Raw genomic sequence first — 21369 nt, 5'->3', positions numbered from 1 at the left:
TTGGTTGTCTCGCTTGGGCCGCGCACCGGTCCTGTAGATCGTGTTCGTGGCTACCGCTGCGGTAATATCGTTTGGCCCCTGACTATCAGGGAGCTAATCTGCTTCCTGTGGAAATCGTGACCCTCCAGGACGTGCCGCTCGGCAGGCTGCTGATGGTGGCCGGGCACCTCGTCGAACAGCGGTGGAACCGCTACCTCGCCGAGGAGCACGGTCTCACCCACGCCGGCATGGTGACGCTGATGACGCTCGCCCGACACGGCGAGCTGCCCCACCGGGAGGTCGCCGAGATGGGCTTCGTCCGCCCGGCGACCCTGACCGGCATCGTGGACACGCTGGCCCGGGACGGGCTGGTCGAGCGGCAGCGCGACGACAGCGACCGACGCAGCATCCGCCTCGCGATCACCCCCGCCGGTCGGGACCGGGTGGCGGCACTCACGGCCCTGATCCACTCCGGACGCCCCATCACCTCGGTCGACGCCGACCCGGCGAAGGCACAGGTGATCCGGGAGTTCCTGCTAGAGGTCATCGGCAGCGGGGACGACCCGCGGATGACCGGCCGCCCTACCGAGCAGAAGGACCCGGCGTGCTGATCCGACTGTTGCGCAACCAACTGCGCACCTACCAACGACCGTTGCTGGCTGTGGTGCTGCTCCAGTTCGTGGGCACCATGGCCTCGCTCTACCTGCCCAGCCTCAACGCCGACATCATCGACAAGGGCGTGGCCCGGGGCGACACCGACTACATCGTGCACACCGGCGGGTGGATGCTGCTGGTCAGCCTGGTCCAGATCGTCTGTTCGATCGCCGCGGTCTACCTGGGCGCGCGGGTCGCGATGGGCTTCGGCCGAGACGTCCGGGCCACGCTGTTCGGGCACGTCAACCGCTTCTCCGCCCGCGAGGTGGCCCGGTTCGGGGCGCCGTCGCTGATCACCCGCAACACCAACGACGTGCAACAGGTGCAGATGCTCGTCCTGATGAGCTGCACCATGCTGGTCGCCGCGCCGATCATGAGCGTCGGCGGCGTGGTGATGGCGCTGCGCGAGGATGTCGGGCTCTCCTGGCTGATGCTGGTCAGCGTGCCGGTCCTGGCCATCACGCTCGGCGCGATCATCCGTCGGATGGTGCCGGGCTTCCGGCTGATGCAGACCCGCATCGACACGGTCAACCGGGTGCTGCGCGAGCAGATCACCGGCATCCGGGTGGTCCGCGCGTTCGTCCGCGAGCCGTACGAGACGGACCGCTTCGGCGTGGCCAACGCCGACCTGACCGCCACCGCCCTGCGGACCGGCCGGTTGCTGGCGCTGATCTTCCCGGTGGTCATGCTGGTGCTGAACGTCTCCAGCGTGGCGGTGCTCTGGTTCGGCGCGCAGCGGGTGGACGCCAACGCGATCGAGATCGGCGCGCTCACCGCTTTCCTGCAATACCTGATGCAGATCCTGATGGCCGTGATGATGGCCACCTTCATGCTGATGATGGTGCCCCGGGCCGCGGTCTGCGCCGAGCGGATCGTCGAGGTGCTGGACACCGACTCCTCGGTGGTCCCGGCCGCCGCGCCGGTCAGCGAGCTGGCCACCCGGGCCGAGTTGGAGCTGCGCGGGGTGCGCTTCCAGTACCCGGGCGCGGTGGAGCCGGTGCTGCGGGACATCTCCTTCCGGGCCACCCCGGGCACCACCACGGCGATCATCGGCAGCACCGGCGCCGGCAAGACGACACTGCTGTCGCTGATACCCCGCCTGGTCGACGTCACCGCCGGCGCGGTGCTCGTCGACGGGGTGGACGTGCGCGAGCTGGCGCCCGACGAGCTGTGGCGGCGGATCGGCCTGGTGCCGCAGCGGCCGTACCTGTTCACCGGGACTGTCGCCAGCAACCTGCGCTACGGCAACCCGGACGCCACCGACGAGGAGCTGTGGGCGGCGCTGGAGATCGCCCAGGCCCGGGACTTCGTGGCCCAGATGCCCGGCGGCCTGGAGGCACCGGTCGCGCAGGGCGGCACCACCGTCTCCGGTGGGCAGCGGCAGCGCCTGGCCATCGCGCGGGCGCTGGTCCGGCAGCCGGAGATCTACCTCTTCGACGACTCGTTCTCGGCGCTCGACCTGGGCACCGACGCGCGGCTGCGCGCGGCACTGCGGCCGGTCACCGCGCAGTCCGCGGTGATCATCGTGGCCCAGCGGGTCTCCACGATCATCGACGCCGACCAGATCATCGTTCTGGAGAACGGAGGTGTCGTCGGAGTGGGACGACACGCGGACCTGTTGGAGACCTGCCCGACGTACGCCGAGATCGTGGCGTCCCAGCAGACCACGGAGGTGGCGGCATGAGCGAGCGCGACGAGCCGCGCGGCGCGGCCGTACCCAGTCAGAAGCCGGCCGCCGACGGACGGACGCCGGGAGGTGACGCGCCGCAGGGCGCAGCAACGCCGCAGCCCGGCGGTGGCGGGGCGACGCCGAAGCGGCTGCCGCCCGGCCGTCCGGGCGGTGGCCCACCGTGGATGAGCGCCGGTATGCCCGCCGAGAAGTCGATGAACTTCGGGCCGTCCGCCCGGCGGTTGCTCGGCCGGCTGCGCCCGCACCGGCTGCACCTGGCCGCGATCATCACGTTGGCCGTGGTCAGCGTCGGGTTCAGCGTGGCCGGGCCGAAGATCCTCGGCCACGCCACCGACCTGATCTTCACGGGGGTGATCGGCCGGGACCTGCCCGCCGGCACCACCGCCGAGCAGGCCGTCGGCGCGGCGCGAGCCAGCGGCAACAACAGCTTCGCCGACATGCTGGCCCGGATGGACGTGGTGCCCGGTGTGGGCATCGACTTCACCGCCCTGGGTCGGGTGCTGCTGCTGGCGCTCGGGCTCTACCTGGCCGCGAGCGTGCTGTCCTGGTGGCAGGGCTGGCTGCTCAACGGGGTGGTCCAGCGCACCGTGCTGCGGCTGCGCGCCGAGGTGGAGGAGAAGCTCAACCGGCTGCCGCTGCCGTACTTCGACCGGCAGCCGCGCGGCGAGCTGCTCAGCCGGGTCACCAACGACATCGACAACATCTCGACAAGCCTCCAGCAGACGCTGAGTCAGCTGCTCACGTCGCTGCTGACCGTCGTCGGCGTGCTGGCCGTGATGTTCTGGATCTCACCGCTGCTGGCCCTGGTGGCCCTGGTCGCCGTGCCGCTGTCGGTGCTTGTCACCCAGCGCATCGCCAAGCGCTCGCAGAAGCAGTTCATCGCCCAGTGGACACACACCGGCGAGTTGAACGGCCAGATCGAGGAGGCGTACACCGGTCATGAGCTGGTGAAGGTCTTCGGCCGGCAGCGTGAGGTGGAGGCCGCGTTCCACGCGAAGAACGAGGAGTTGTTCCGGGCGAGCTTCGGGGCGCAGTTCATCTCCGGGATCATCATGCCGTCGATGATGTTCATCGGAAACCTGAGCTACGTGGCGATCGCCGTGGTCGGCGGGCTGCGGGTCGCCTCCGGCACGATGAGCCTCGGCGACGTGCAGGCGTTCATCCAGTACTCCCGCCAGTTCACCCAGCCGCTCACCCAGCTCGCCTCGATGGCCAACCTGCTCCAGTCCGGCGTGGCGTCGGCCGAGCGGGTGTTCGCGGTGCTCGACGCCGACGAGCAGACCCCCGACCCGGTCCAGCCGGCCCGGGTCACCAACCCGCACGGGCGGGTCGAGTTCGAGCACGTCTCGTTCCGCTACAAGTCGGACAAGCCGCTGATCGACGACCTGTCGCTGGTCGCCGAGCCGGGGCACACGGTCGCGATCGTCGGGCCGACCGGCGCCGGCAAGACCACCCTGGTCAACCTGGTCATGCGGTTCTACGAGCTGGACGCCGGCCGGATCACGCTCGACGGGGTGGACATCACCACGATGCGCCGCGACGACCTGCGCGGCCGGATCGGCATGGTGCTCCAGGACACCTGGCTCTTCGGCGGCACCATCCGCGACAACATCGCCTACGGGCGGCCGGACGCGACCGAGGAGGAGATCCTCGCCGCGGCTCGGGCGACCTTCGTGGACCGGTTCGTGCGCAGCCTGCCGGACGGCTACGACACGGTCATCGACGAGGAGGGCAGCAACGTCAGCGCCGGTGAGAAGCAGCTCATCACCATCGCCCGCGCGTTCCTCGCCGAGCCGTCGCTGCTGATCCTGGACGAGGCCACCAGCTCGGTGGACACCCGCACCGAGGTGCTGCTGCAACGGGCGATGGCCGCGCTGCGCTCGGACCGGACCAGCTTCGTCATCGCGCACCGGCTCTCCACCATCCGCGACGCCGACCTGATCCTGATGATGGAGGACGGTCAGATCGTCGAGCAGGGCACCCACGAGCAGTTGCTCGCCGCCCACGGCGCCTACCACCGGCTCTACCGCTCCCAGTTCACCGGTGCCGTCGCCGACGAGGAAGCCGCCGATCCCGCCGCCCAGCCCGCAGCGGTCTGAGGCGGGTCGCCGTGCGCGCCACGCGACCGACGGCGACCCACCCCAGCTCGGCGGGTGGGTCAGCCGACCGGCAGCAGCTCCGCGGCGCGCGCGGCGACCTGCCCGCCGATCAGGGCGAGCGCCGCGTCCGCGGGCATCGGATCCAGGGACCGACCGCCGCGCAGACGCAGCGCGAGGCGCCCGTCGGCCGCCTCCCGGGCACCCAACACCCCGAGGTACGGGATACGGCGGCGGGCCGCGTCCCGGATCCGGGCGCCCAGCGAGCCGGCGACGTCCACCTCGACCCGCAGGCCGGCGTCGACGGCCCGCCGGGCCAGGTCGGCCGCCGCGTCGGCCTGCCCGGTGTCGACCGGCAGCAGGACCAGCTGGACCGGCGCGTACCAGGCCGGGAAGGCGCCCTCGTGCACCTCGATGAGGTACGCGAAAAGCCGCTCCATGCTGCCGACGAGGCTGCGGTGCACCATGACCGGTCGACGCCGGCTGCCGTCCGAGTCGGTGTACGACAGGTCGAACCGTTCCGGCTTGTCGAAGTCCAGTTGGATGGTGGAGATGGTCGACTCGCGGCCGGCGGCGTCGACGATCTGAATGTCGATCTTCGGGCCGTAGAAGGCCGCCTCCCCCGGCGCCTCGACGTACTCCACCCCGGCCAGCGCGCTGCGGAGCAGGTCCTCCGCGAGGCCCCACTGCGCGTCGTCGCCGACGTACTTCTCGCCCGGTCCACGCAGCGACAGCCGGAAGCCGGCCGGACGGACGCCGAGCGCGGCGTGCGCGGCGCGGATCAGCCGGAGGATCTCGACGACCTCCCCGCCCACCTGCTCGGGGGCGCAGAAGGTGTGCGCGTCGTTGAGCGAGATGGCGCGTACCCGGGACAGCCCGCCGAGCACCCCGGAACGCTCCGAGCGGTACATTCCGCCCAACTCCGCGATCCGCAGCGGCAGCTCGCGATAGGAGCGACCCCGGGCGCGGAAGACCAGGGCATGGTGCGGGCAGAGCGCCGGCCGGAGCACGAACTCGTCGTCCGCGCTCAGCCGCATCGGCGGGAACATGTCGTCGGCGAAGTAGCCGAGGTGCCCGGAGAGTTCGAACAGTTCGCGTTTACCCAGCGGGGGCGAGTAGACGTGCTGGTGGCCGGAGCGGCGTTCCAGCTCCCGGAGGTACTCCTCCACGGCGTGCCGGGCGGCGGCGCCGGCCGGCAGCCAGATCGGCAGGCCGGCGCCGGCCAACGGATCGGAGACGAAGAGGTCCAGCTCGCGGCCGAGCCTGCGGTGGTCGATCATGTCGGGCTCCTGGATCGGGTACGACCCGGAGGCGACCTGGGCTCCGTTCGGCGCGCGGCCCTCCGGGGCGGATCGCCCCGGGGCCTGGTCGACGGTGGTTACGTCAGAGCGGCGCGCCGGGGATTCCCGGCGTCGTGGTCACCACTACCGCACTGCGCATACGGCGACCGTACTCGCCGGACGACCGGGGGCGCACCCGGATTCGCGGCGGCGAGGGAGGAGGTGGGCCGCCGGCGCGGGACCCGCCGGCGGCCCTCGCGGCCCGATTCGTCAGGAACGGGGGACCCGACGGGCGTGGGCCGCGCCCGTCAACGGTACGCCGACGTACGCCGATTCGCCGACCGGTCCGGCACGGGTGGGACGGGCACCGGACCCGTCACCCGAGACTGGTTCGCCTCGTTGTATCCGGGTGGGTCCTGTCGTGTCGACCGTCACGACGGGCCGGGCCTGTCCACCGTGACGCCGGACACGCCGTCAGGCTCAGGGCACCCAATCGGCCGCATTCGGCGAGGTGGCAGGCGTGCCCGAACTACTGACTGACGTCGCATCGCCGACGTGGGCGTACCTGGTGCTGCTCGCCCTGCTGATCGCGGACGCCTTCGTCCCGGTGATCCCCACCCAGATCGTCATGATCACCAGTGGTGCGCTCACCGTCTACGGCGGGCTCAACCTGCCGGTCACCATCGCCGTCGGCGCACTCGGCGTCTTCGCCGGCGACCTGGCCTGCTACCTGCTCGGACGCAACGCACCGGACCGGCGGGCACCCCGGCACGCCGAGCTGAGCCGGGCCCGCCGAGTGGCCAGTCGGGTCACCAAGGGGCTGCGCCAACCCGGGCCGATGGTCATCCTGCTCTGCCGGTTCGTGCCCGGCGGCCGGATGGCGGCCTGTTTCTCGGCCGGCCGCAGCCGCTACCCGTACCGGCTGTTCGTGCTCTACGAGGCAGTCGCCGCGCTGGGCTGGGCCACCTACGGCGCGCTGGTCGGGCACCTCGGCGGCACCGCGCTCACCGAGTCGGCGTGGCGGCTGGCCATCATCGCCACCGCCGCCGCCGTCGGGTTCGCCGCGGCAGGCTGGGCCATGACGCTGCTCAGTGCCCGCCACGCCCGCGCCGCCGGAGCAGACATCCCCATCGACTGAGTGTCGGCCCGCCCTTCGGGTATAAGCTGGACTTATATTGACACGATGTGGGACGTCAAACTTCATCCTCAGGTCGAGGAGTGGTTCCTCGACCTCTGCAGGACGGATCCCGCCAGTGCCGATCTCATCAGTGAGGCAATCGACCTCCTGACGGAACACGGGCCGGCGCTCGGGCGTCCATTGGTCGACCGCCTCAAAGGCAGCTCCTTCCACCACATGAAAGAGCTGCGACCTGGGTCCGCTGGTTTCACGGAGGTCCGCATGATCTTCGCTTTCGATCCACTCCGAGCGGCGGTCTTCCTGGTTGCCGGGGACAAGTCTGGCCAGTGGCAGAGTTGGTACCAGACGGCCGTACCCTTGGCGGACGATCGGTTTCAGGAGCACCTCATCAGCCTGAAAGGCACACAACGATGACCGGTGGAACTGACTGGCGGGACGTGAAGGCGAAGGCCCGGGAGCTCGACCCGTCCTGGGATCATCCGGAGCGGGTTGCCCGACGGGCTCAGCAGCGCGAGCAGATGTTGGCGTCAGTCAGCGGTGCGCAGCTGGCGGAGATCCGTAAGCAGTTGGGCATGACCCAAACCCAGCTCGCCGAGGCCGCCGGGCTAACCCAGGCGAGGATCAGCCAGATCGAGAATGGCGAGCACACCAGCCTGGAAACACTCCGTGCCTACGTCACTGGACTCGGGGGCCACCTCGACGTCGTCGCCCGCATCGGGAACATCCGCCTGAACGTTGCCTGACCGAGCGATGGCCGCCTGTGGAGAGGCCAACACACGGCCGCACCTGAGGGGACCACACCGACTCTCCGGATGCCTCTAGGGGTCGTCTCTCGGGGCGATCTCGGTGTCCGTCCCGGATCCGGCTCGGGTGTCAGCGGCGACAGGCTGAGTCATGCCTGGAACCCGGAACACCGGCCTGCTGGCGCTCGGCGGGATCGCCCTGGCGGCACTGCTCACCGTGATCGGTCACCTCGAAGTCAACGACGACCTCAACCCGTGGGCGCTGACCATCAGCGACTTCGCGGTCTCCGACCGGGGCGGCGTCATCGACGTCGCCATGGTGGTGCTGGCGCTCGCCACGGTGGCGCTGCTGTACGGGCTGCGCCGCACCGGCCCGCCCCGACCGCGCGCTGGGACCGCCGAGCTGCTGCTCGGCGGGTGGGTGGGCGGGCTGCTGCTGGCCGCACTGGTGCCGACGAACGAGCCCGGCACCGCCATGACCACCGCCGCGTACGTCCACCGGTACGCCTCGGTCGTCGCCTTCCTGGCGCTGCCGGTCGGCGGTTGGCTGCTCGCCCGCCGACCGGATCTGGCCCCCGCGGCCCGGACGCTCCGCACCCTCGTCCTGTTCAGCCTGGCCCTGGCGGCGGCCATGGTCTGGTCCGCCTACCCCGGCGACCGGGTGCTCATCGGCCTGGCCGAACGCCTGCTCATCCTCACCGAGGTGGCGGTGCTGGCCACGGTGGCGATGGCCCAGACCCGGCGGGTCACTCCAGTTCGTGCAGCATGAGCTGGCGGGCCGCCTCGGTGATCGAGCCGGACAGCGACGGGTAGATGGTGATGGTCTGGGCCAGCTCGTTGACCGTCAGGTTGTTCTCCACGGCCATGGTGATGGGCAGGATCAGCTCGCTGGCCTTCGGCGCGACCACCACACCGCCGATCACCTGGCCGCTGGCCGGACGGCAGAACAGTTTCACGAAGCCGTCGGAGAGATCGTCCATCTTCGCCCGGGCGTTGCCGGACAGCGGCAACATCACCTGCCGGGCCGGGGTCTTGCCCGCGTCCACCTCGTCCTGCGAGACGCCCACCGTGGCCAGCTCCGGGTCGGTGAAGACGTTCGCGGCGACGGTACGCAGCCGCAGCGGGCGCACCGCCTCACCGAGCGCGTGCCACATGGCGATCCGACCCTGCATCGCGGCGACGCTGGCCAGCAGCAGCACCCCGGTGCAGTCGCCGGCGGCGTAGATGCCGGGCACGTTGGTGCGGGAGACCCGGTCGACTGTCACGTAGCCGCCCCGGCCCAGCTCCACGCCGTACTCGGTCAGGCCCAGGTTGGCCGTGTTCGGGATGGACCCGACCGTGATCAGCGCGTGCGAGCCGGTGACCCTGCGGCCGTCGGAGAGCTCCACCTCGACGCCGTCGGCGGTACGCCGGACCGCGTCGGCCCGGGAGTTGTTGAGGATCTCCATGCCCCGGTTGCGGAAGACCCGTTCGATGGCGGACGCGGCGTCGGCGTCCTCGTGCGGCATCACCCGGTCGCGACTGGACACGAGGGTGACCTGGACCCCCATCGCCAGGTACGCGCTGGCGAACTCCGCACCGGTGACACCGGAACCGACCACGATCAGGTGCTCGGGCAGCTCCGGTAGGTCGTACACCTGGCGCCAGGTCAGGATGCGCTCGCCGTCCGGGACGGCGGTGGGCAACTGGCGGGGTGTCGAGCCGGTGGCCACCAGCACGGTGGTCGCCGCGATGGAGTATTCCTCGCCGCCGTCCGCGGGAGTCACGACGACCCGGTGGGTGTGCCCGAGGGCGTCCTCGCCGAGCCGCGCGGTGCCGGCCACGACGGTGACGCCGGCCTTGAGCAGCTTGGCGTGGATGTCGGCGGACTGCGCCAGCGCCAACCGCTTGACCCGCTCGTGCACGGCCCGCGCGTCGACGGTGACCGCCTCCAGGCCGTCCGAGTGCACCCCGAACTCCTCGGTGTCCCGGTAGCCGGTGACCACCTGGGAGCTGGCGATGAACGTCTTCGACGGTACGCAGTCGGAGAGCACACACGCGCCGCCCGCCCCGTCGGCCTCGACCACTGTGACATCGGCGTCCAGCTGGGCGGCGACCAGGGCCGCCTCGTACCCGGCCGGCCCCCCGCCGATGATCACGATCCGGCTCACAGCGTTCGCCCTTCGTCCATTTTCACAGTGACTTTGTTCTCCCGAGCGCATTCGACACGCACTGTCGTATTCTCCCCCACCCGTCCGCCGGGCTATCGTCATCGCCGTGCGTCATCACGCCGCCTACGGCTCAAATCTCGACCCTGCCCGGATGCGTGCCTACTGTCCGCATTCGCCGATGGTGGGCACCGGCTGGCTGGAGGGCTGGCGGCTGACCTTCGCCGGGGCGGACGTGATCGGCTGGGAGGGCGCGGTCAGCACCCTCGTCGAGTCGCCCGGTGACCGGGTCTTCGTGGCGCTCTACGACATCCACCCGTACGACGCGGGCCAGCTCGACGAGATCGAGGGCGTGACCGCCGGCACGTACCGCAAGCTGCACGTCCGGGTCTCCACCCTCGACGGCGACGTGACCGCGTGGATCTACGTCTTCAACGGGTACGAGGGCGGCCTGCCGACCTCGTGGTATGTGTCCGAGATCGCGAACGCCGCCGAGAAGGCGGGCGCCCCGGACGACTACGTCACCGAGCTGCGGTCCCGCCCCACCGGCACCGCGTCGGCGTAGCAGCGCGTCTCGCACGCCTCCAGTCTGCTCCCGCCGCCGACCGGACCGGAGGGCGGGCCCGACCGGGGTCGGCAATCACACACCGGCGGCGAGGTCGGCCCGGGTGCGGTGCAGCAACTCCACCAGCTCGGCGCCGTCCGCCGGGCCGAGAGCCGTGAACGCCGGCGCGACGAGACGGTTGGTCACCGCCTCCGCCCAGAGTCGTCGGCGCACCAACGGCCCGATCGGCGGGTAGGGCGGCGGCCAGCCGCAGGCCACCGCCCCGGCCTCCCCCTCCGGGCCGGCCAGCACGGCCTCCAGCGGGGTCATCCCGGCGGCGCGTACGGCCAGCAGGTAGGCACCGGTGAAGTGTTCCCGCAGCAGTCGCAGCCCGGCGGCACTCCGGGCACCCGGGGAGAGATCCGGCAGTGGCATGACCCGCCACGCGGCGAAGAGCGGCATCCCGCTGGCGTCCGCCGCCGCCACCGCCCGCTCGACGAGCACCGCCAGGCGCTCGGTGGTGGGCAGGGCATCGAGCTGCTGCGACCCCCACCGGCAGCACTCGGCGAGGCTCGCCGCCGCCACCTCGACGGGCGGGACGACCCGGGCGGCGGCGTCCCAGCCGTCGGCGACCGCGTCCGGGGCGATGAACCCGAGAGCGGCGGCGGCCGTCTCGGCCCGCACGTCGCCGAGCGCGCCGGCCCGGCCACTGATGTAGAACGCCCAGCCGGAGATGCCGAGCAGCCGGGCACGACGCAACGTGGCCGGGTCCCGGGCGAACGCGTCGCCCAGGTCCAGCACGACGGGCTTGCTGGCGGCAGCGACCTGCTCCGGTGTCATCCGAGCAACCCTCTGGGGCAGCCCGGTCCGTCGACCACGACGGGGCCCCGACCCGGGGTCACCCGCCCTGGACGGCCCGCACACTCGTCGTCGTCCATCGATGGTCAGTCTGCCGCGCCACCGCCCGCGTCCGCATCCCCCTCTTCGGCGGCCAACGCCTCGACCGCCGCCTCCACCTCACCCGCACGCCGCCGCGCCACGGTGACCGCCCGCTCGGCGGCACGCCGAGCGAGTTTGGCCCGGCTGAGATCCTGCTCGGCGACCGCCCGCCGCCGCTCCAGTTCGGCCAGTTCGGCCTCGATCCCATCGAGTACGGCAGCGTCGTCCCGCTCCTGCCCGGCCGCCTCGGTCAGCTCGGCCTCCGCGCGCTGCTGGTCGGTCCGGGCTTTGGCCAGCTCCCGATCCAGGGCACGGCGCTGCCGGGCCCGCTCGGCGCGGGCGGCCCGCTGCGCGGTCCGTTCGGCCTGCTCGGCGCGCTCCGCCGACCGGTCCGTGCGGGGCACCGCCTCGGGACGCCCCCGCTGGGCAGTCGGCCGGCGGGTCGGGCGTTCCTCCGCCGGCTCCTCGTCCTCGCCGGTGACCAGCCTCAGCTGTGGCCGGGGCACCTCGCCGAAGCCGGCGTAGCTGGTCGCCCGGAGCAGGCGGCCGGCCCGGACCTGCTCGGCGACCTCGACGTCGGAGAACGCGGCGTTCAGGGTGGCCTCCACCTCGGCCAGTGGCAGCCGGCTGGCCGGTGGGGCGTCCGGCTCCGCCGCCGCGAGCCTGCGGACCTCGGCGACCAGGGCGCCGACCACCGCCCGGCGCTGCGCGGACAACTCCCGCAGTCGGGCACCCCGCAGCTCGCGCTGGGCGGTACGCAGCGCGTCGGCGAGCTGAACCAGGTCGGCGACCAGCTCCGGGCGTTGGATGGCGAGCAGGTTCACCAGCCAGGCGGCCACGGTCGGACGACGTAGTCGGGCCACCTGTCGGGCGGTGCCCGGATCGCCGGCCCGGCGGGCCTCGGCCACGGCGGCGTCCCGGGCGGCCACGAACCGGTCCGGTGGGATGCGGTAGAGCTGCTGCACCAGCTCCGCTGAGGGGCCGGGCATCGGGTCAGACGTCCACCCGGCTGCCGGGCTCCAGCCGCTGGTACTCGGTGCCGGACAACGCGGTGTACTGCCGGTCGAGCACGCCCAGCCCGTTGTCGTTGAGCAAGGCGTCGTGCAGGGCGTACGCGCGCCGGGGCGCGACCGCGCGGATGAAGTCGACCACCTCGGAGAACTTCGACCAGGGGGCGTGGATCGGCGCGAAGAGGGTGTCGACGGGTGTCTCGTCGGGCACCACCAGGGAGTCGCCAGGGTGGTAGACCACGTCGTTGATCAGATAACCGAGGTTGTCGATCACCGGGATGTCAGGGTGGATCACCGCGTGTCGCCCCCCGTACGCGCGGACGGCGACCCCGGCGGCGGTGAACGACTCACCGGGGGCGACCGGGCGCAGCGTCTCGGCCGTGTCGCCGAGTGCGCCGGCGAGCGAGGCCGGCCCGTGGATCGGGAACGGCTGCCTGTCCAGTTGCCGGCGCACCGCGGCCAGGTCGAGGTGGTCGGGGTGTTCGTGGGTGATCAGCACCGCGTCCGCACCGTCCAACGCCGTCGCGGAGTCGCTGAACACGCCGGGGTCGACGACGAGCACTCCCCCGTCGTGTTCCACCCGGAGGCAGGAGTGGGCGTACTTGGTGAGCCGCATCGTGACTCCTCGATTATCGAATCGTGATGTCCTCAGCGCAGTCTGCCGGAACCAGCCGACGCGTGCGCCGCGTCCGAGCTATCACCACACCGGATCACGACGATGGGAGCGGGGATGGACGGACAGGCGGTACGACGCCGCGGCACACTGCTGGCGGCAACGGCACTGGCGGCAGCGCTGCTGTTGACCGGGTGCGGGGCCGGCGACGACGGATCGACGGGCACCGCGGCCGACGCCCCGGCGAACGGCGACGCCGCGAAGCGGGACAACGCGATGGGAGCACCCGAGGCCGCGGCGGACCCGCAGAAGGGCGGGGCCGGGGCACCCCAGGAGGCCGGCACCGGCGCGGCGGACCTGCGGGTCGACCAGCGGGCCATCATCTACACCGGTTCGATGCGGGTGCAGGTGGACGATGTGGACGCCGAAGCCCGGGAGGTGACCACCCTGGTCACCCGAGCGGGTGGCTTCGTCGGCGGTGACCAGCGGCGCAGTGCCGGCGCCGACGCGGTGGCGGAGTTGGAGTTGCGGGTGCCGGCGGAGAAGTTCACAGCTGTGGTGGACGAGATCGCGACGCGCGGCAGCCAGCTGAGCCGGGAGATCAGCACCGAGGACGCCACCGAGGCGATCGTCGACCTCGACGCGCGCATCACCAGTCAGCGGGCCAGGGTGGACAGCGCCCGCCGGTTGCTGGCCCGCGCCAGCTCGATCACCGACCTGGTGTCGTTGGAGAACGAGTTGGGTCGCCGCGAGGCCGACCTGGCGTCGCTGGAGGCCAAGAAACGGCGACTGGCCGACCTGACCGCCCTCTCCACGATCACCGTGACGCTCGTCGGGCCGGCGGCGAAGGCCACCGAGGAGAAGGCCGAGACCGGCTTCCTGGTCGGGCTCAAGGGCGGCTGGAGGGCGTTCGTCGTCTCGTTGACCGTCCTGCTCACCGTGCTGGGGGCGCTGCTGCCGTGGCTCGTGGCATTCGGCGTGCCGGTGGCGGCGTTGCTGCTGGTGCTGCGTCGGCGCAGGAAGGCCCCGATCCCGACCGCTCCGGTCAGCGCGCCGCCGCCAGTGCCCGCAGCGCGGTCTGCACCATGACGCGTACGCCGGCGGGGATGGCCCGCTCGTCCACGTCGAAGCTTGCCCGGTGCAGGTCGACGTTGGGGCCCGAGCGACCCACACCGAGCCGGGCGAGGGCGCCGGGGACGTACTCCAGATACCAGGAGAAGTCCTCGCCGCCCATGCTCTGCGGTGTCTCGGCGATCCCCTGCGGGCCGAGCGCGGCGGCGGTGGCTGCGGTCAGCACCTGGATGGCCTGGGCGTCGTTGGACACCGGCGGCCGGCCGCGCAGGTATTCCAGGTCGACGGTGGCACCGGTCGGCGCGATCACGTCCCGGACCACCTGAGCGACGATCTTGGGTGCCTGCTCCCACGTGTCGCGGTCCATCACCCGCAGGGTGCCGGAGGCGCTCGCTTCGGAGGGGATGACGTTGTAGCGGGTGCCGGCCGAGGCGTGGCCGAAGACCAGCAGCAGACCACTGTTGGCCGGCACCCGGCGGCTGACCAGGGCGGGCACCTCGGTGACCAACCGGCCGAGCGCGTCGACCAGGTCGACGGTCAGGTGCGGGCGGGCGGTGTGCCCGCCCGGACCGGAGAGCCGGACGGTGACGTTGTCGGCGGCCGCGGTGATCGGGCCGACCCGCAGCCCGACCCGCCCCACCGGCAGGTTCGGGTCGCAGTGCAGCGCGAAGATCTGCACCACGTCGTCCAGACCACCGGCCTCGATGACCTCGAGCGAGCCGCAGGGCAGGATCTCCTCGGCCGGCTGGAAGATGAGCCGGACCCGCCCGTCCAACTCACCGAGGTCCGCGAGTTGGGCCAGCAGCATGCCGACGCCGAGCAGGATCGTGGTGTGCACGTCGTGGCCGCAGGCGTGGCAGACGCCCGCCACTGTCGACCGGTAGGGCACGTCCTTGGAGTCGTCGAGTGGCAGGGCGTCGATGTCGGCGCGCAGTGCGATCACGGGGCCGTCCGGCCGGCCGTTGACGTCGCAGATCACGCCGTTGCCCTTGGGCAGCAGGCGCGGGTTGAGCCCGGCCAGCGAGAGCTCGCGGGCGATCAGTGCGGCCGTCTCGAACTCGGAGCCGGAGAGCTCAGGGTGCGAGTGGAGGTGACGGCGGGTAGCGATCAGCCCCGGCACGCGGAGCGCTAGGAGGTGGTCCAGCTCGCGGGGCAGTGGCTCGGATCCCGGGGGCAGCTCCCGCCAGGACGACGCCAGCTGGCCATCCGTGGGCAGCGTCAACGCACTCGTCACGTCGAATTCTCGATCAGTAGAAACGGATGGATCATCGGGGACAGCAGACAGCCTAGACCTCCGACGGTGACGCTGCGCAACCTCGCTACGGTAATGATCAGACCGCACAGCGTCACGTATGCCCCGTTCTGGGCGCTCGGAGATGCCTGGGACAGCAGGTAGATCGCCGTCGAACGCCGCCATCCGTCCCTCACCTCCTACAACGCGTAACCAATCGCGGCGGCCGTGAAGCTGGTGGCACACGCGCGGGTCCTGGTGCGAATTGTCGCATTAGTCGGGGTGATGAACTGACACTCCGACAATTAGCCGACCACACTCCGCAACCAGCCGGATAGGGACGCTCACATGGCGCCGTCCGCCACGGGCGCACACCGTGTGCGTCCGTGTTCCCCCGTCCCGGTACCCGCCAGGCCCGGCCGACACACCGCGTCCGCGACCGGAAACGGTCAGAAGCGGTCGGTGGGCCGGTACAGCCCCCACACCTCGCGCAACGTCCCGCAGACCTCACCCACGGTGGCCCGGGCCCGCAGCGCCTCCTTCATCGGGTAGAGCACGTTGTCCGAGCCCTCCGCCGCGGCGCGTAGGTCGGCGAGGGCCCGCGTCACGGCGTCGGCGTCCCGCTCGGAGCGCAGCCGCGCCAGCCGCTCGGCCTGGGCCGCCTCGATCGTCGGGTCGACGCGCAACGGCTCGTACGGCTCCTCCTCGTCCACCGTGAACCGGTTGAGCCCGACCACCACCCGCTCACCCGAGTCGATCTCCTGCGCGATCCGGTACGCGGACTGCTCGATCTCCCGCTTCTGGAACCCGGCCTCGATGGCGTCCACCGCCGAACCGTGATCGGCCACCCGTTCCATCAACTCCAGGGCGGCGGCCTCGATCTCGGCGGTCATCGCCTCCACCACGTAGGAGCCGGCGAAGGGGTCGACGGTGGCGGTCAGGTCGGTCTCGTACGCCAGCACCTGCTGGGTCCGCAGCGCGAGCCGGGCGGCCTTCTCGGTGGGCAGTGCGATGGCCTCGTCGAAGCTGTTGGTGTGCAGCGACTGCGTGCCGCCGAGCACCGCGCCCAGCCCCTGCACCGCCACCCGGACCAGGTTGACCTCCGGCTGCTGCGCGGTGAGCTGCACGCCGGCCGTCTGGGTGTGGAACCGCAGCATCATCGACTTCGGATCCCTGGCGCCGAAGTCGTCGTGCATCAGTCGGGCCCAGATCCGCCGGGCGGCGCGGAACTTCGCCACCTCCTCCAGCAGTGTGGTGCGGGCCACGAAGAAGAACGACAGCCGGGGTGCGAAGTCGTCCACCGCGAGCCCGGCGGCCAGCGCCGCCCGCACGTACTCGACGCCGTTGGCCAGGGTGAACGCGATCTCCTGCGCGGGCGTCGCGCCGGCCTCGGCCATGTGGTAGCCGGAGATGGAGATGGTGTTCCACTTCGGCACCTCCTTGCGGCAGTACGCGAACGTGTCCGCGACCAGGCGCAGCGACGGCTTCGGCGGGAAGATGTAGGTGCCCCGGGCGATGTACTCCTTGAGGATGTCGTTCTGGATGGTGCCGTTGAGCGCCACGCCGGGCACCCCGTTCTCCTCGGCGACGAGCTGGTAGAGCAGCAGCAGCACCGAGCCGGGCGCGTTGATGGTCATCGAGGTGGAGACCTTGTCCAGCGGGATGTCGGCGAAGAGCAGCCGCATGTCCTCAATGGAGTCGATCGCGACGCCCACCTTGCCGACCTCGCCGTGCGCGATCGGCTCGTCCGAGTCGTAGCCCATCTGGGTCGGCAGGTCGAAGGCGACCGAGAGGCCCATCGTGCCGGCCCGCAACAGTTGGTGGTAGCGCGCGTTGGACTCGGTGGCGGTGCCGAAGCCGGCGTACTGGCGCATGGTCCACGGACGGGAGGTGTACATGGTGGGATAAACCCCCCGGGTGTACGGAAACTCGCCGGGGGCGCCCAGCCTGGAGTCCAGATCCTCCGGAAGGTCGGCACCCGTGTAGACGCCCTTGATCGGAAAACCGGACTCGCTTGACCGCCGTTCACTCATCCCCGGATGGTAGGACGCGCAGGCAGCCGCCGGGGGGAGGGATACCGCACAGCGGATTCCGACCCGCCCACAGGAGGTGAACGGAGCAGTACTTTCTGTCGACTTCGACAAACGTCCGTCGCGTCGGCTTTCGCATCGGGCGTCGGAACCAGCAAGATAGGGGGGTTGTGTCCCAGCCCCCCTCGATTTCCCCCGGTGGCTTTTCTGTGACTCAGATCCCGACGTGGAGCGGCGGACCAGTCAGTCCCGCCAACGGCCGCGCAGCACCAGGCACCACCATCGGTGACCGGTACGCGCTGCGGTCCTCGGTGGGCAACGGCGGCATGGGCACGGTGTGGCGCGCCACCGACACCCTGCTCCGCCGCGACGTGGCGGTGAAGGAGGTCGTCCTGCCCCCGGGGCTGGCCCCAAGCGACCGCGACGCCATGTACGAACGCACCCTGCGTGAGGCGCGGGCCGCCGCCGCCATCCAGCACCCGGCCGTGGTGCAGGTGTACGACGTGGTCACCGAGGCCGGTCGGCCGTGGATCGTGATGGAGCTGCTGGACGCCCGCAGCCTCGCCGACATGGTGATCGAGGACGGGCCGGTCGCGCCCCGCGCCGTCGCCAAGATCGGCATCGCGCTGCTCGGCGCGTTGGAGGTGGCGCACGCGATCGGCGTGCTGCACCGCGACGTCAAGCCGGCCAACGTGCTGATCTGCACCGACGGGCGTTGCGTGCTGACCGACTTCGGGGTCGCCCGGATGCCCACCGACGTGCAGCTCACCACCCCCGGCATGGTGCTCGGCTCGCCGCACTTCATCTCGCCCGAGCGGGCCATGGGCCAGGAGTTCGGCCCGCCGAGCGACCTCTTCTCGCTGGGTGTGACGCTGTACACGGCGGTGGAGGGGCGGCCCCCGTTCGACAAGGGTGACCCGATCGAGACCATGCACGCCGTGGTCGAGGACCCGCCCGCCCCGCCGCAGCGCAGCGGCCCGCTGACCCGCGTGCTCATGGGCCTGTTGGAGAAGGACCCGGCCCGCCGACTGGACGTGCACGCCTCCCGGGCCATGCTGCGCGAGTTGCTCGCCGGCCCGCTCGGCAGCACCGCGACCTCGGTGCACTCGGTCACCGACCCGTACGCAGTGGTGCCGGTGCAGCAACGCCCGGTGCCCGTCCTCCCACCGGCCCAGCCGGAGCCGAAGCCGGACAACCAGATCGGCGGCCCGGCGATGCTGGCCCCGAACGAGTCCCTGACCGACCGGCTGGCCGCGCTACGCCGGGGCGAACGCCCACAGCCGGTCACCCCGGTCGCCGGCAGCGGGTTCGACGAGACAAGCGCCGACGCGTTGGCCGGCCCGCTGCACACGCCCACCGGCGCGATGCCCGGCCCCGACCAGCCGCCCAGCGGGCGCACCTACGGCGGCAGCGCCGACGCCACCCAGCGGGTGGACGCCGGCGCACACCCGGACGCCACCCAGCGGGTCAGTTACGGCAGCCCGGCCGATGCCACCCAGCAGGTCGGCTACGGCGGCGCACCGGAGGCCACCCAACGCATCGGCGGCGCACCGCAGGCCAGCCCGCGCGTCGGCGGCACCTACGGCGGCGGCAACCAGTGGTCGGTGCCGGGCACCGGCCAGCCCTGGGCCACCTCGCCCGCCGCGCCGGGCGGCGGCGCTCTCGGCAAGGTCCGCGCCACCGGTGGTCAGCTCGTCAGCACGGTCAAGGGCTGGCCCCGCAAGGTGCAGCTCGCCGCGGCCGGCGGGTTGGCCGTCGTGCTGCTGCTCACCGTGGTGGCCCTGTCCAGCGGCGACGACCCCCCGCCGAACACCCCGGCGGCCCAGCCCACCGCGTCCGCCCCGGCGGCTCCCACGGTCGAGATGCAGGAGCACACCGCCCGCGGCATCCAGGTCATGGTGCCGAAGGGTTGGAAGAAGGCCAGCGGCGGCTCGTACACCGACTACATCGACCCGGAGGACAGCGGCCGCAAGGTCCGCATCATCACCGAGAAGTGGTCCAGCGACTCCAACCGCTGGGCCGAGACGGCCGCGAACGGCCTGCAGACCAGGAGCACCTCCTGCGTCAAGCCGTACGCGCAGGTCGCCTCCAGGGAGACCCAACTGGCCGACAAGCCGGCCGCCGAATTCGAGTACACCTGCGGCGCGGGCGACACCATGCGGCACGGCATCTGGCTCGGCGTGGCACAGGACGGCAAGGCGTACTCGTTCTACCTCACCGCAAACGACGCCAAGTTCGCCGAGAGCAAGCCGATCTTCGACGAAATGGTCAAGACGTTCCAGCTCACCGGGGAAGGCTGAGCCGGAGGGAACCGCCAGCGGTGATCCGCCGCCGTGCTATCAAGGGGCATGGCGGCGGACACCACTGACATCGACGACATTCGCGAGCAAGCCCGACGCTGGCTCGCCGACGACCCCGACCCGGCCAGCCGGGCCGAGCTGACGGCGGTGCTCGACCGGCTGCCGGCGAGCGCCCCCGAGCTGGCCGACCGGTTCGCCGGCCCGCTGACCTTCGGCACCGCGGGCCTGCGCGGCCCACTGCGCGCCGGCCCGAACGGAATGAACCTCGCCGTGGTCACCCAGGCCGCTGCCGGCCTGGTCGGCTGGCTCGCGGCCCAGGGTGGCACCGGCCCCCTGGTGATCGGGTACGACGCTCGGCACGGCTCCCGGCAGTTCGCCGAGCGGACCGCCCAGGTGGCGACCGGGGCGGGCCGTCCGGCGTTGCTGCTGCCCCGCCCGCTGCCCACCCCGGTGCTGGCGTACGCCGTGCGCCACCTCGGCGGGGTCGCCGGGGTGATGGTCACGGCCAGCCACAACCCGCCCCAGGACAACGGCTACAAGGTCTACCTCGGCGCGGAGCTGGGCGGTGAACTGGGCGCGGGGGCGCAGATTGTGCCGCCCGCCGACGCCGGCATCGAAGCGGCCATCCGAGCGGTCGGGCCGCTGACCCAGGTGCCGCTGGGCCAGCCCGGGCAGGTGCTCGGCGACGACCTGGTCGCCTCGTACGTGGAACGGGCCACCGCCGTGATCGACCCGGACGGGTCCCGGGACCTGATGGTGGCGTACACCCCATTGCATGGGGTGGGCGCGGCGGTGCTCACCGCCGCCTTCGCCCGCGCTGGTTTCCCGGTTCCCGGTGTGGTGCCCGACCAGGCCGAGCCGGACCCGGCGTTTCCGACTGTGTCGTTTCCCAACCCGGAGGAGCCGGGGGCGGTGGACCGGCTGATCGCGCTGGCCGACTCAACCGGCGCGGACCTCGCCATCGCCAACGACCCGGACGCCGACCGGTGCGCGGTGGTCGTCCGGGACGACCGCGACGGCTGGCGGATGCTGCGCGGCGACGAGGTGGGTGTCCTGCTCGCCGACCACCTGATGCGCCGTGGGGTGACCGGGCTCTACGCCACCACCATCGTGTCGTCGTCCCTGCTGCGAGCGATGTGCGCGGCCCGGGGCCTGCCCTACAACGAGACACTTACCGGCTTCAAGTGGATCGTGCGGGCCGGCGGTGGCAGCGCGCCGCTGGTCTTCGGCTACGAGGAGGCGCTCGGCTACTGCGTCGCCCCGGAGCACGTCCGGGACAAGGACGGCATCACCGCCGCGCTGACCGTGGCCGAGCTGGCCGCCGGACTCAAGACGCAGGGCCGCACGTTGACCGACCGGCTGGACGAGCTGGCCGCCGAGTTCGGCGTGCACCACACCGACCAGCTCTCCGTCCGGGTGGACGACCTGCGGGTGATCGTCGACGCGATGGCCCGGATCCGGGCGGCCACCCCGACCACCCTGCTCGGGCAGCCGGTCGACAGCGTCCGGGACCTGCTACCCGAGGCGGACGTGGTGATCCTGCGGACCGCTGTGGCCCGGGTGGTGATCCGCCCGTCCGGGACCGAGCCGAAGCTCAAGGCGTACCTCGAGGTGGTGGAACCGGTCGTCGACGGTGACGTGCGGGCGGCCCGCAGCCGGGCGGCGTCGGCCGTCGCGGCGCTCCGCGGCGAGGTCAGCGCTGCCCTTGGCATCTGAGCCCGCAGGTCCCACCCACCACAAGTCCGTCCTTTGCTCTGCACCCGCGGAGGCGCCGGTCACCTGTCGCCCGGTGGCGCCTCGGCGGGTGCAGAGCAAAGGACGGCGCCCGGCGGGTGCAGAGCGGCCGGGTGCGGCGCCTCCGCGGGTGCAGAGCCGGGTGGCGCCTCCGCGGGTGCAGAGCCGGG

General features: G+C 71.9%; 18 protein-coding genes. 11 read left to right on the top strand and 7 right to left on the bottom strand.

The features are described from left to right. Window positions 1-107 precede the first annotated feature (107 nt). From AB0B57_RS28630 to AB0B57_RS28620, 3 genes are all read left to right on the top strand, one after another. Window positions 108-590: a MarR family transcriptional regulator gene (locus AB0B57_RS28630; RefSeq protein ID WP_357076421.1), complete on the top strand. Its 483-nt coding sequence runs from the start codon at window positions 108-110 to the stop codon at window positions 588-590. Next, window positions 584-2317 carry an ABC transporter ATP-binding protein gene (locus AB0B57_RS28625; RefSeq protein WP_357076417.1) on the top strand — a complete coding sequence of 578 codons (1734 nt, stop codon included), beginning with the start codon at window positions 584-586 and terminating at the stop codon, window positions 2315-2317. Before AB0B57_RS28630 ends, AB0B57_RS28625 begins: the two co-directional genes overlap by 7 nt. Window positions 2318-2499: 182 nt before the next feature. Beyond that, complete coding sequence (locus AB0B57_RS28620) at window positions 2500-4422, top strand: ABC transporter ATP-binding protein (RefSeq protein WP_357076595.1); 1923 nt, start codon at window positions 2500-2502, stop codon at window positions 4420-4422. Between the two features lie 59 nt (window positions 4423-4481). On the opposite strand, the gene thrS is transcribed toward AB0B57_RS28620, so the two are convergent. Further along, window positions 4482-5699 (bottom strand): threonine--tRNA ligase, encoded by a 1218-nt coding sequence (thrS, locus tag AB0B57_RS28615; protein WP_357076414.1) that lies wholly within the window; start codon window positions 5697-5699, stop codon window positions 4482-4484. Between the two features lie 520 nt (window positions 5700-6219). Here thrS and AB0B57_RS28610 point away from each other — a divergent pair. From AB0B57_RS28610 to AB0B57_RS28595, 4 genes are all read left to right on the top strand, one after another. Next, a complete protein-coding gene (locus AB0B57_RS28610; protein ID WP_357076411.1) occupies window positions 6220-6837 on the top strand; it encodes a DedA family protein in 618 nt (205 codons plus the stop codon). Window positions 6838-6882: 45 nt separating this feature from the next. After that, window positions 6883-7251 carry a type II toxin-antitoxin system RelE/ParE family toxin gene (locus tag AB0B57_RS28605; RefSeq protein ID WP_357076408.1) on the top strand — a complete coding sequence of 123 codons (369 nt, stop codon included), beginning with the start codon at window positions 6883-6885 and terminating at the stop codon, window positions 7249-7251. Beyond that, window positions 7248-7580 (top strand): helix-turn-helix transcriptional regulator, encoded by a 333-nt coding sequence (locus AB0B57_RS28600; RefSeq protein ID WP_357076405.1) that lies wholly within the window; start codon window positions 7248-7250, stop codon window positions 7578-7580. The genes AB0B57_RS28605 and AB0B57_RS28600 overlap by 4 nt, the downstream gene beginning before the upstream one ends. A 151-nt stretch (window positions 7581-7731) precedes the next feature. Then, window positions 7732-8349 carry a DUF998 domain-containing protein gene (locus AB0B57_RS28595; protein WP_357076402.1) on the top strand — a complete coding sequence of 206 codons (618 nt, stop codon included), beginning with the start codon at window positions 7732-7734 and terminating at the stop codon, window positions 8347-8349. Here AB0B57_RS28595 and AB0B57_RS28590 read toward each other — a convergent pair. Next, window positions 8327-9730, bottom strand: coding sequence for an NAD(P)H-quinone dehydrogenase (locus AB0B57_RS28590; RefSeq protein ID WP_357076400.1), 1404 nt, complete (start codon window positions 9728-9730; stop codon window positions 8327-8329). The genes AB0B57_RS28595 and AB0B57_RS28590 overlap by 23 nt on opposite strands. Before the next feature lie 106 nt (window positions 9731-9836). Between AB0B57_RS28590 and AB0B57_RS28585 the strand changes: the two genes are divergently transcribed. Beyond that, on the top strand, window positions 9837-10292 hold the full coding sequence (locus tag AB0B57_RS28585) for a gamma-glutamylcyclotransferase (protein ID WP_357076397.1): 456 nt from the start codon (window positions 9837-9839) through the stop codon (window positions 10290-10292). 75 nt (window positions 10293-10367) lie between these two features. On the opposite strand, the gene AB0B57_RS28580 is transcribed toward AB0B57_RS28585, so the two are convergent. From AB0B57_RS28580 to AB0B57_RS28570, 3 genes are all read right to left on the bottom strand, one after another. Then, entirely contained in the window at window positions 10368-11111 is a 744-nt protein-coding gene (locus AB0B57_RS28580) for a hypothetical protein (protein ID WP_357076394.1), read from the bottom strand. A 104-nt stretch (window positions 11112-11215) separates the two neighbouring features. Further along, complete coding sequence (locus AB0B57_RS28575) at window positions 11216-12199, bottom strand: hypothetical protein (RefSeq protein WP_357076391.1); 984 nt, start codon at window positions 12197-12199, stop codon at window positions 11216-11218. 4 nt (window positions 12200-12203) lie between these two features. Continuing rightward, a complete protein-coding gene (locus AB0B57_RS28570; RefSeq protein ID WP_357076389.1) occupies window positions 12204-12836 on the bottom strand; it encodes an MBL fold metallo-hydrolase in 633 nt (210 codons plus the stop codon). Window positions 12837-12929: 93 nt separating this feature from the next. On the opposite strand from AB0B57_RS28570, the gene AB0B57_RS28565 reads away from it, so the two are divergent. Further along, window positions 12930-13922, top strand: a complete 993-nt coding sequence (locus AB0B57_RS28565; protein ID WP_357076592.1) for a DUF4349 domain-containing protein — start codon at window positions 12930-12932, stop codon at window positions 13920-13922. Here AB0B57_RS28565 and AB0B57_RS28560 read toward each other — a convergent pair. Then, window positions 13879-15138: an amidohydrolase gene (locus AB0B57_RS28560; RefSeq protein WP_357076386.1), complete on the bottom strand. Its 1260-nt coding sequence runs from the start codon at window positions 15136-15138 to the stop codon at window positions 13879-13881. The genes AB0B57_RS28565 and AB0B57_RS28560 overlap by 44 nt on opposite strands. Before the next feature lie 446 nt (window positions 15139-15584). After that, window positions 15585-17168 carry a methylmalonyl-CoA mutase family protein gene (locus AB0B57_RS28555; protein WP_357076383.1) on the bottom strand — a complete coding sequence of 528 codons (1584 nt, stop codon included), beginning with the start codon at window positions 17166-17168 and terminating at the stop codon, window positions 15585-15587. Between the two features lie 206 nt (window positions 17169-17374). Here AB0B57_RS28555 and AB0B57_RS28550 point away from each other — a divergent pair, with 206 nt between their 5' ends. Then, window positions 17375-19465 (top strand): protein kinase, encoded by a 2091-nt coding sequence (locus AB0B57_RS28550; RefSeq protein ID WP_357076380.1) that lies wholly within the window; start codon window positions 17375-17377, stop codon window positions 19463-19465. A 48-nt stretch (window positions 19466-19513) separates the two neighbouring features. Further along, entirely contained in the window at window positions 19514-21181 is a 1668-nt protein-coding gene (locus AB0B57_RS28545; protein WP_357076377.1) for a phospho-sugar mutase, read from the top strand. The last annotated feature ends 188 nt before the right edge of the window (window positions 21182-21369 follow it).

Origin of the sequence: Micromonospora sp. NPDC049101 (genome assembly GCF_040648675.1) — a bacterium.
Taxonomy (GTDB): Bacteria; Actinomycetota; Actinomycetes; order Mycobacteriales; family Micromonosporaceae; genus Micromonospora.
Note: the sequence above shows the minus strand (reverse complement) of the source record. Positions and strands in the feature narration are given on the sequence as shown.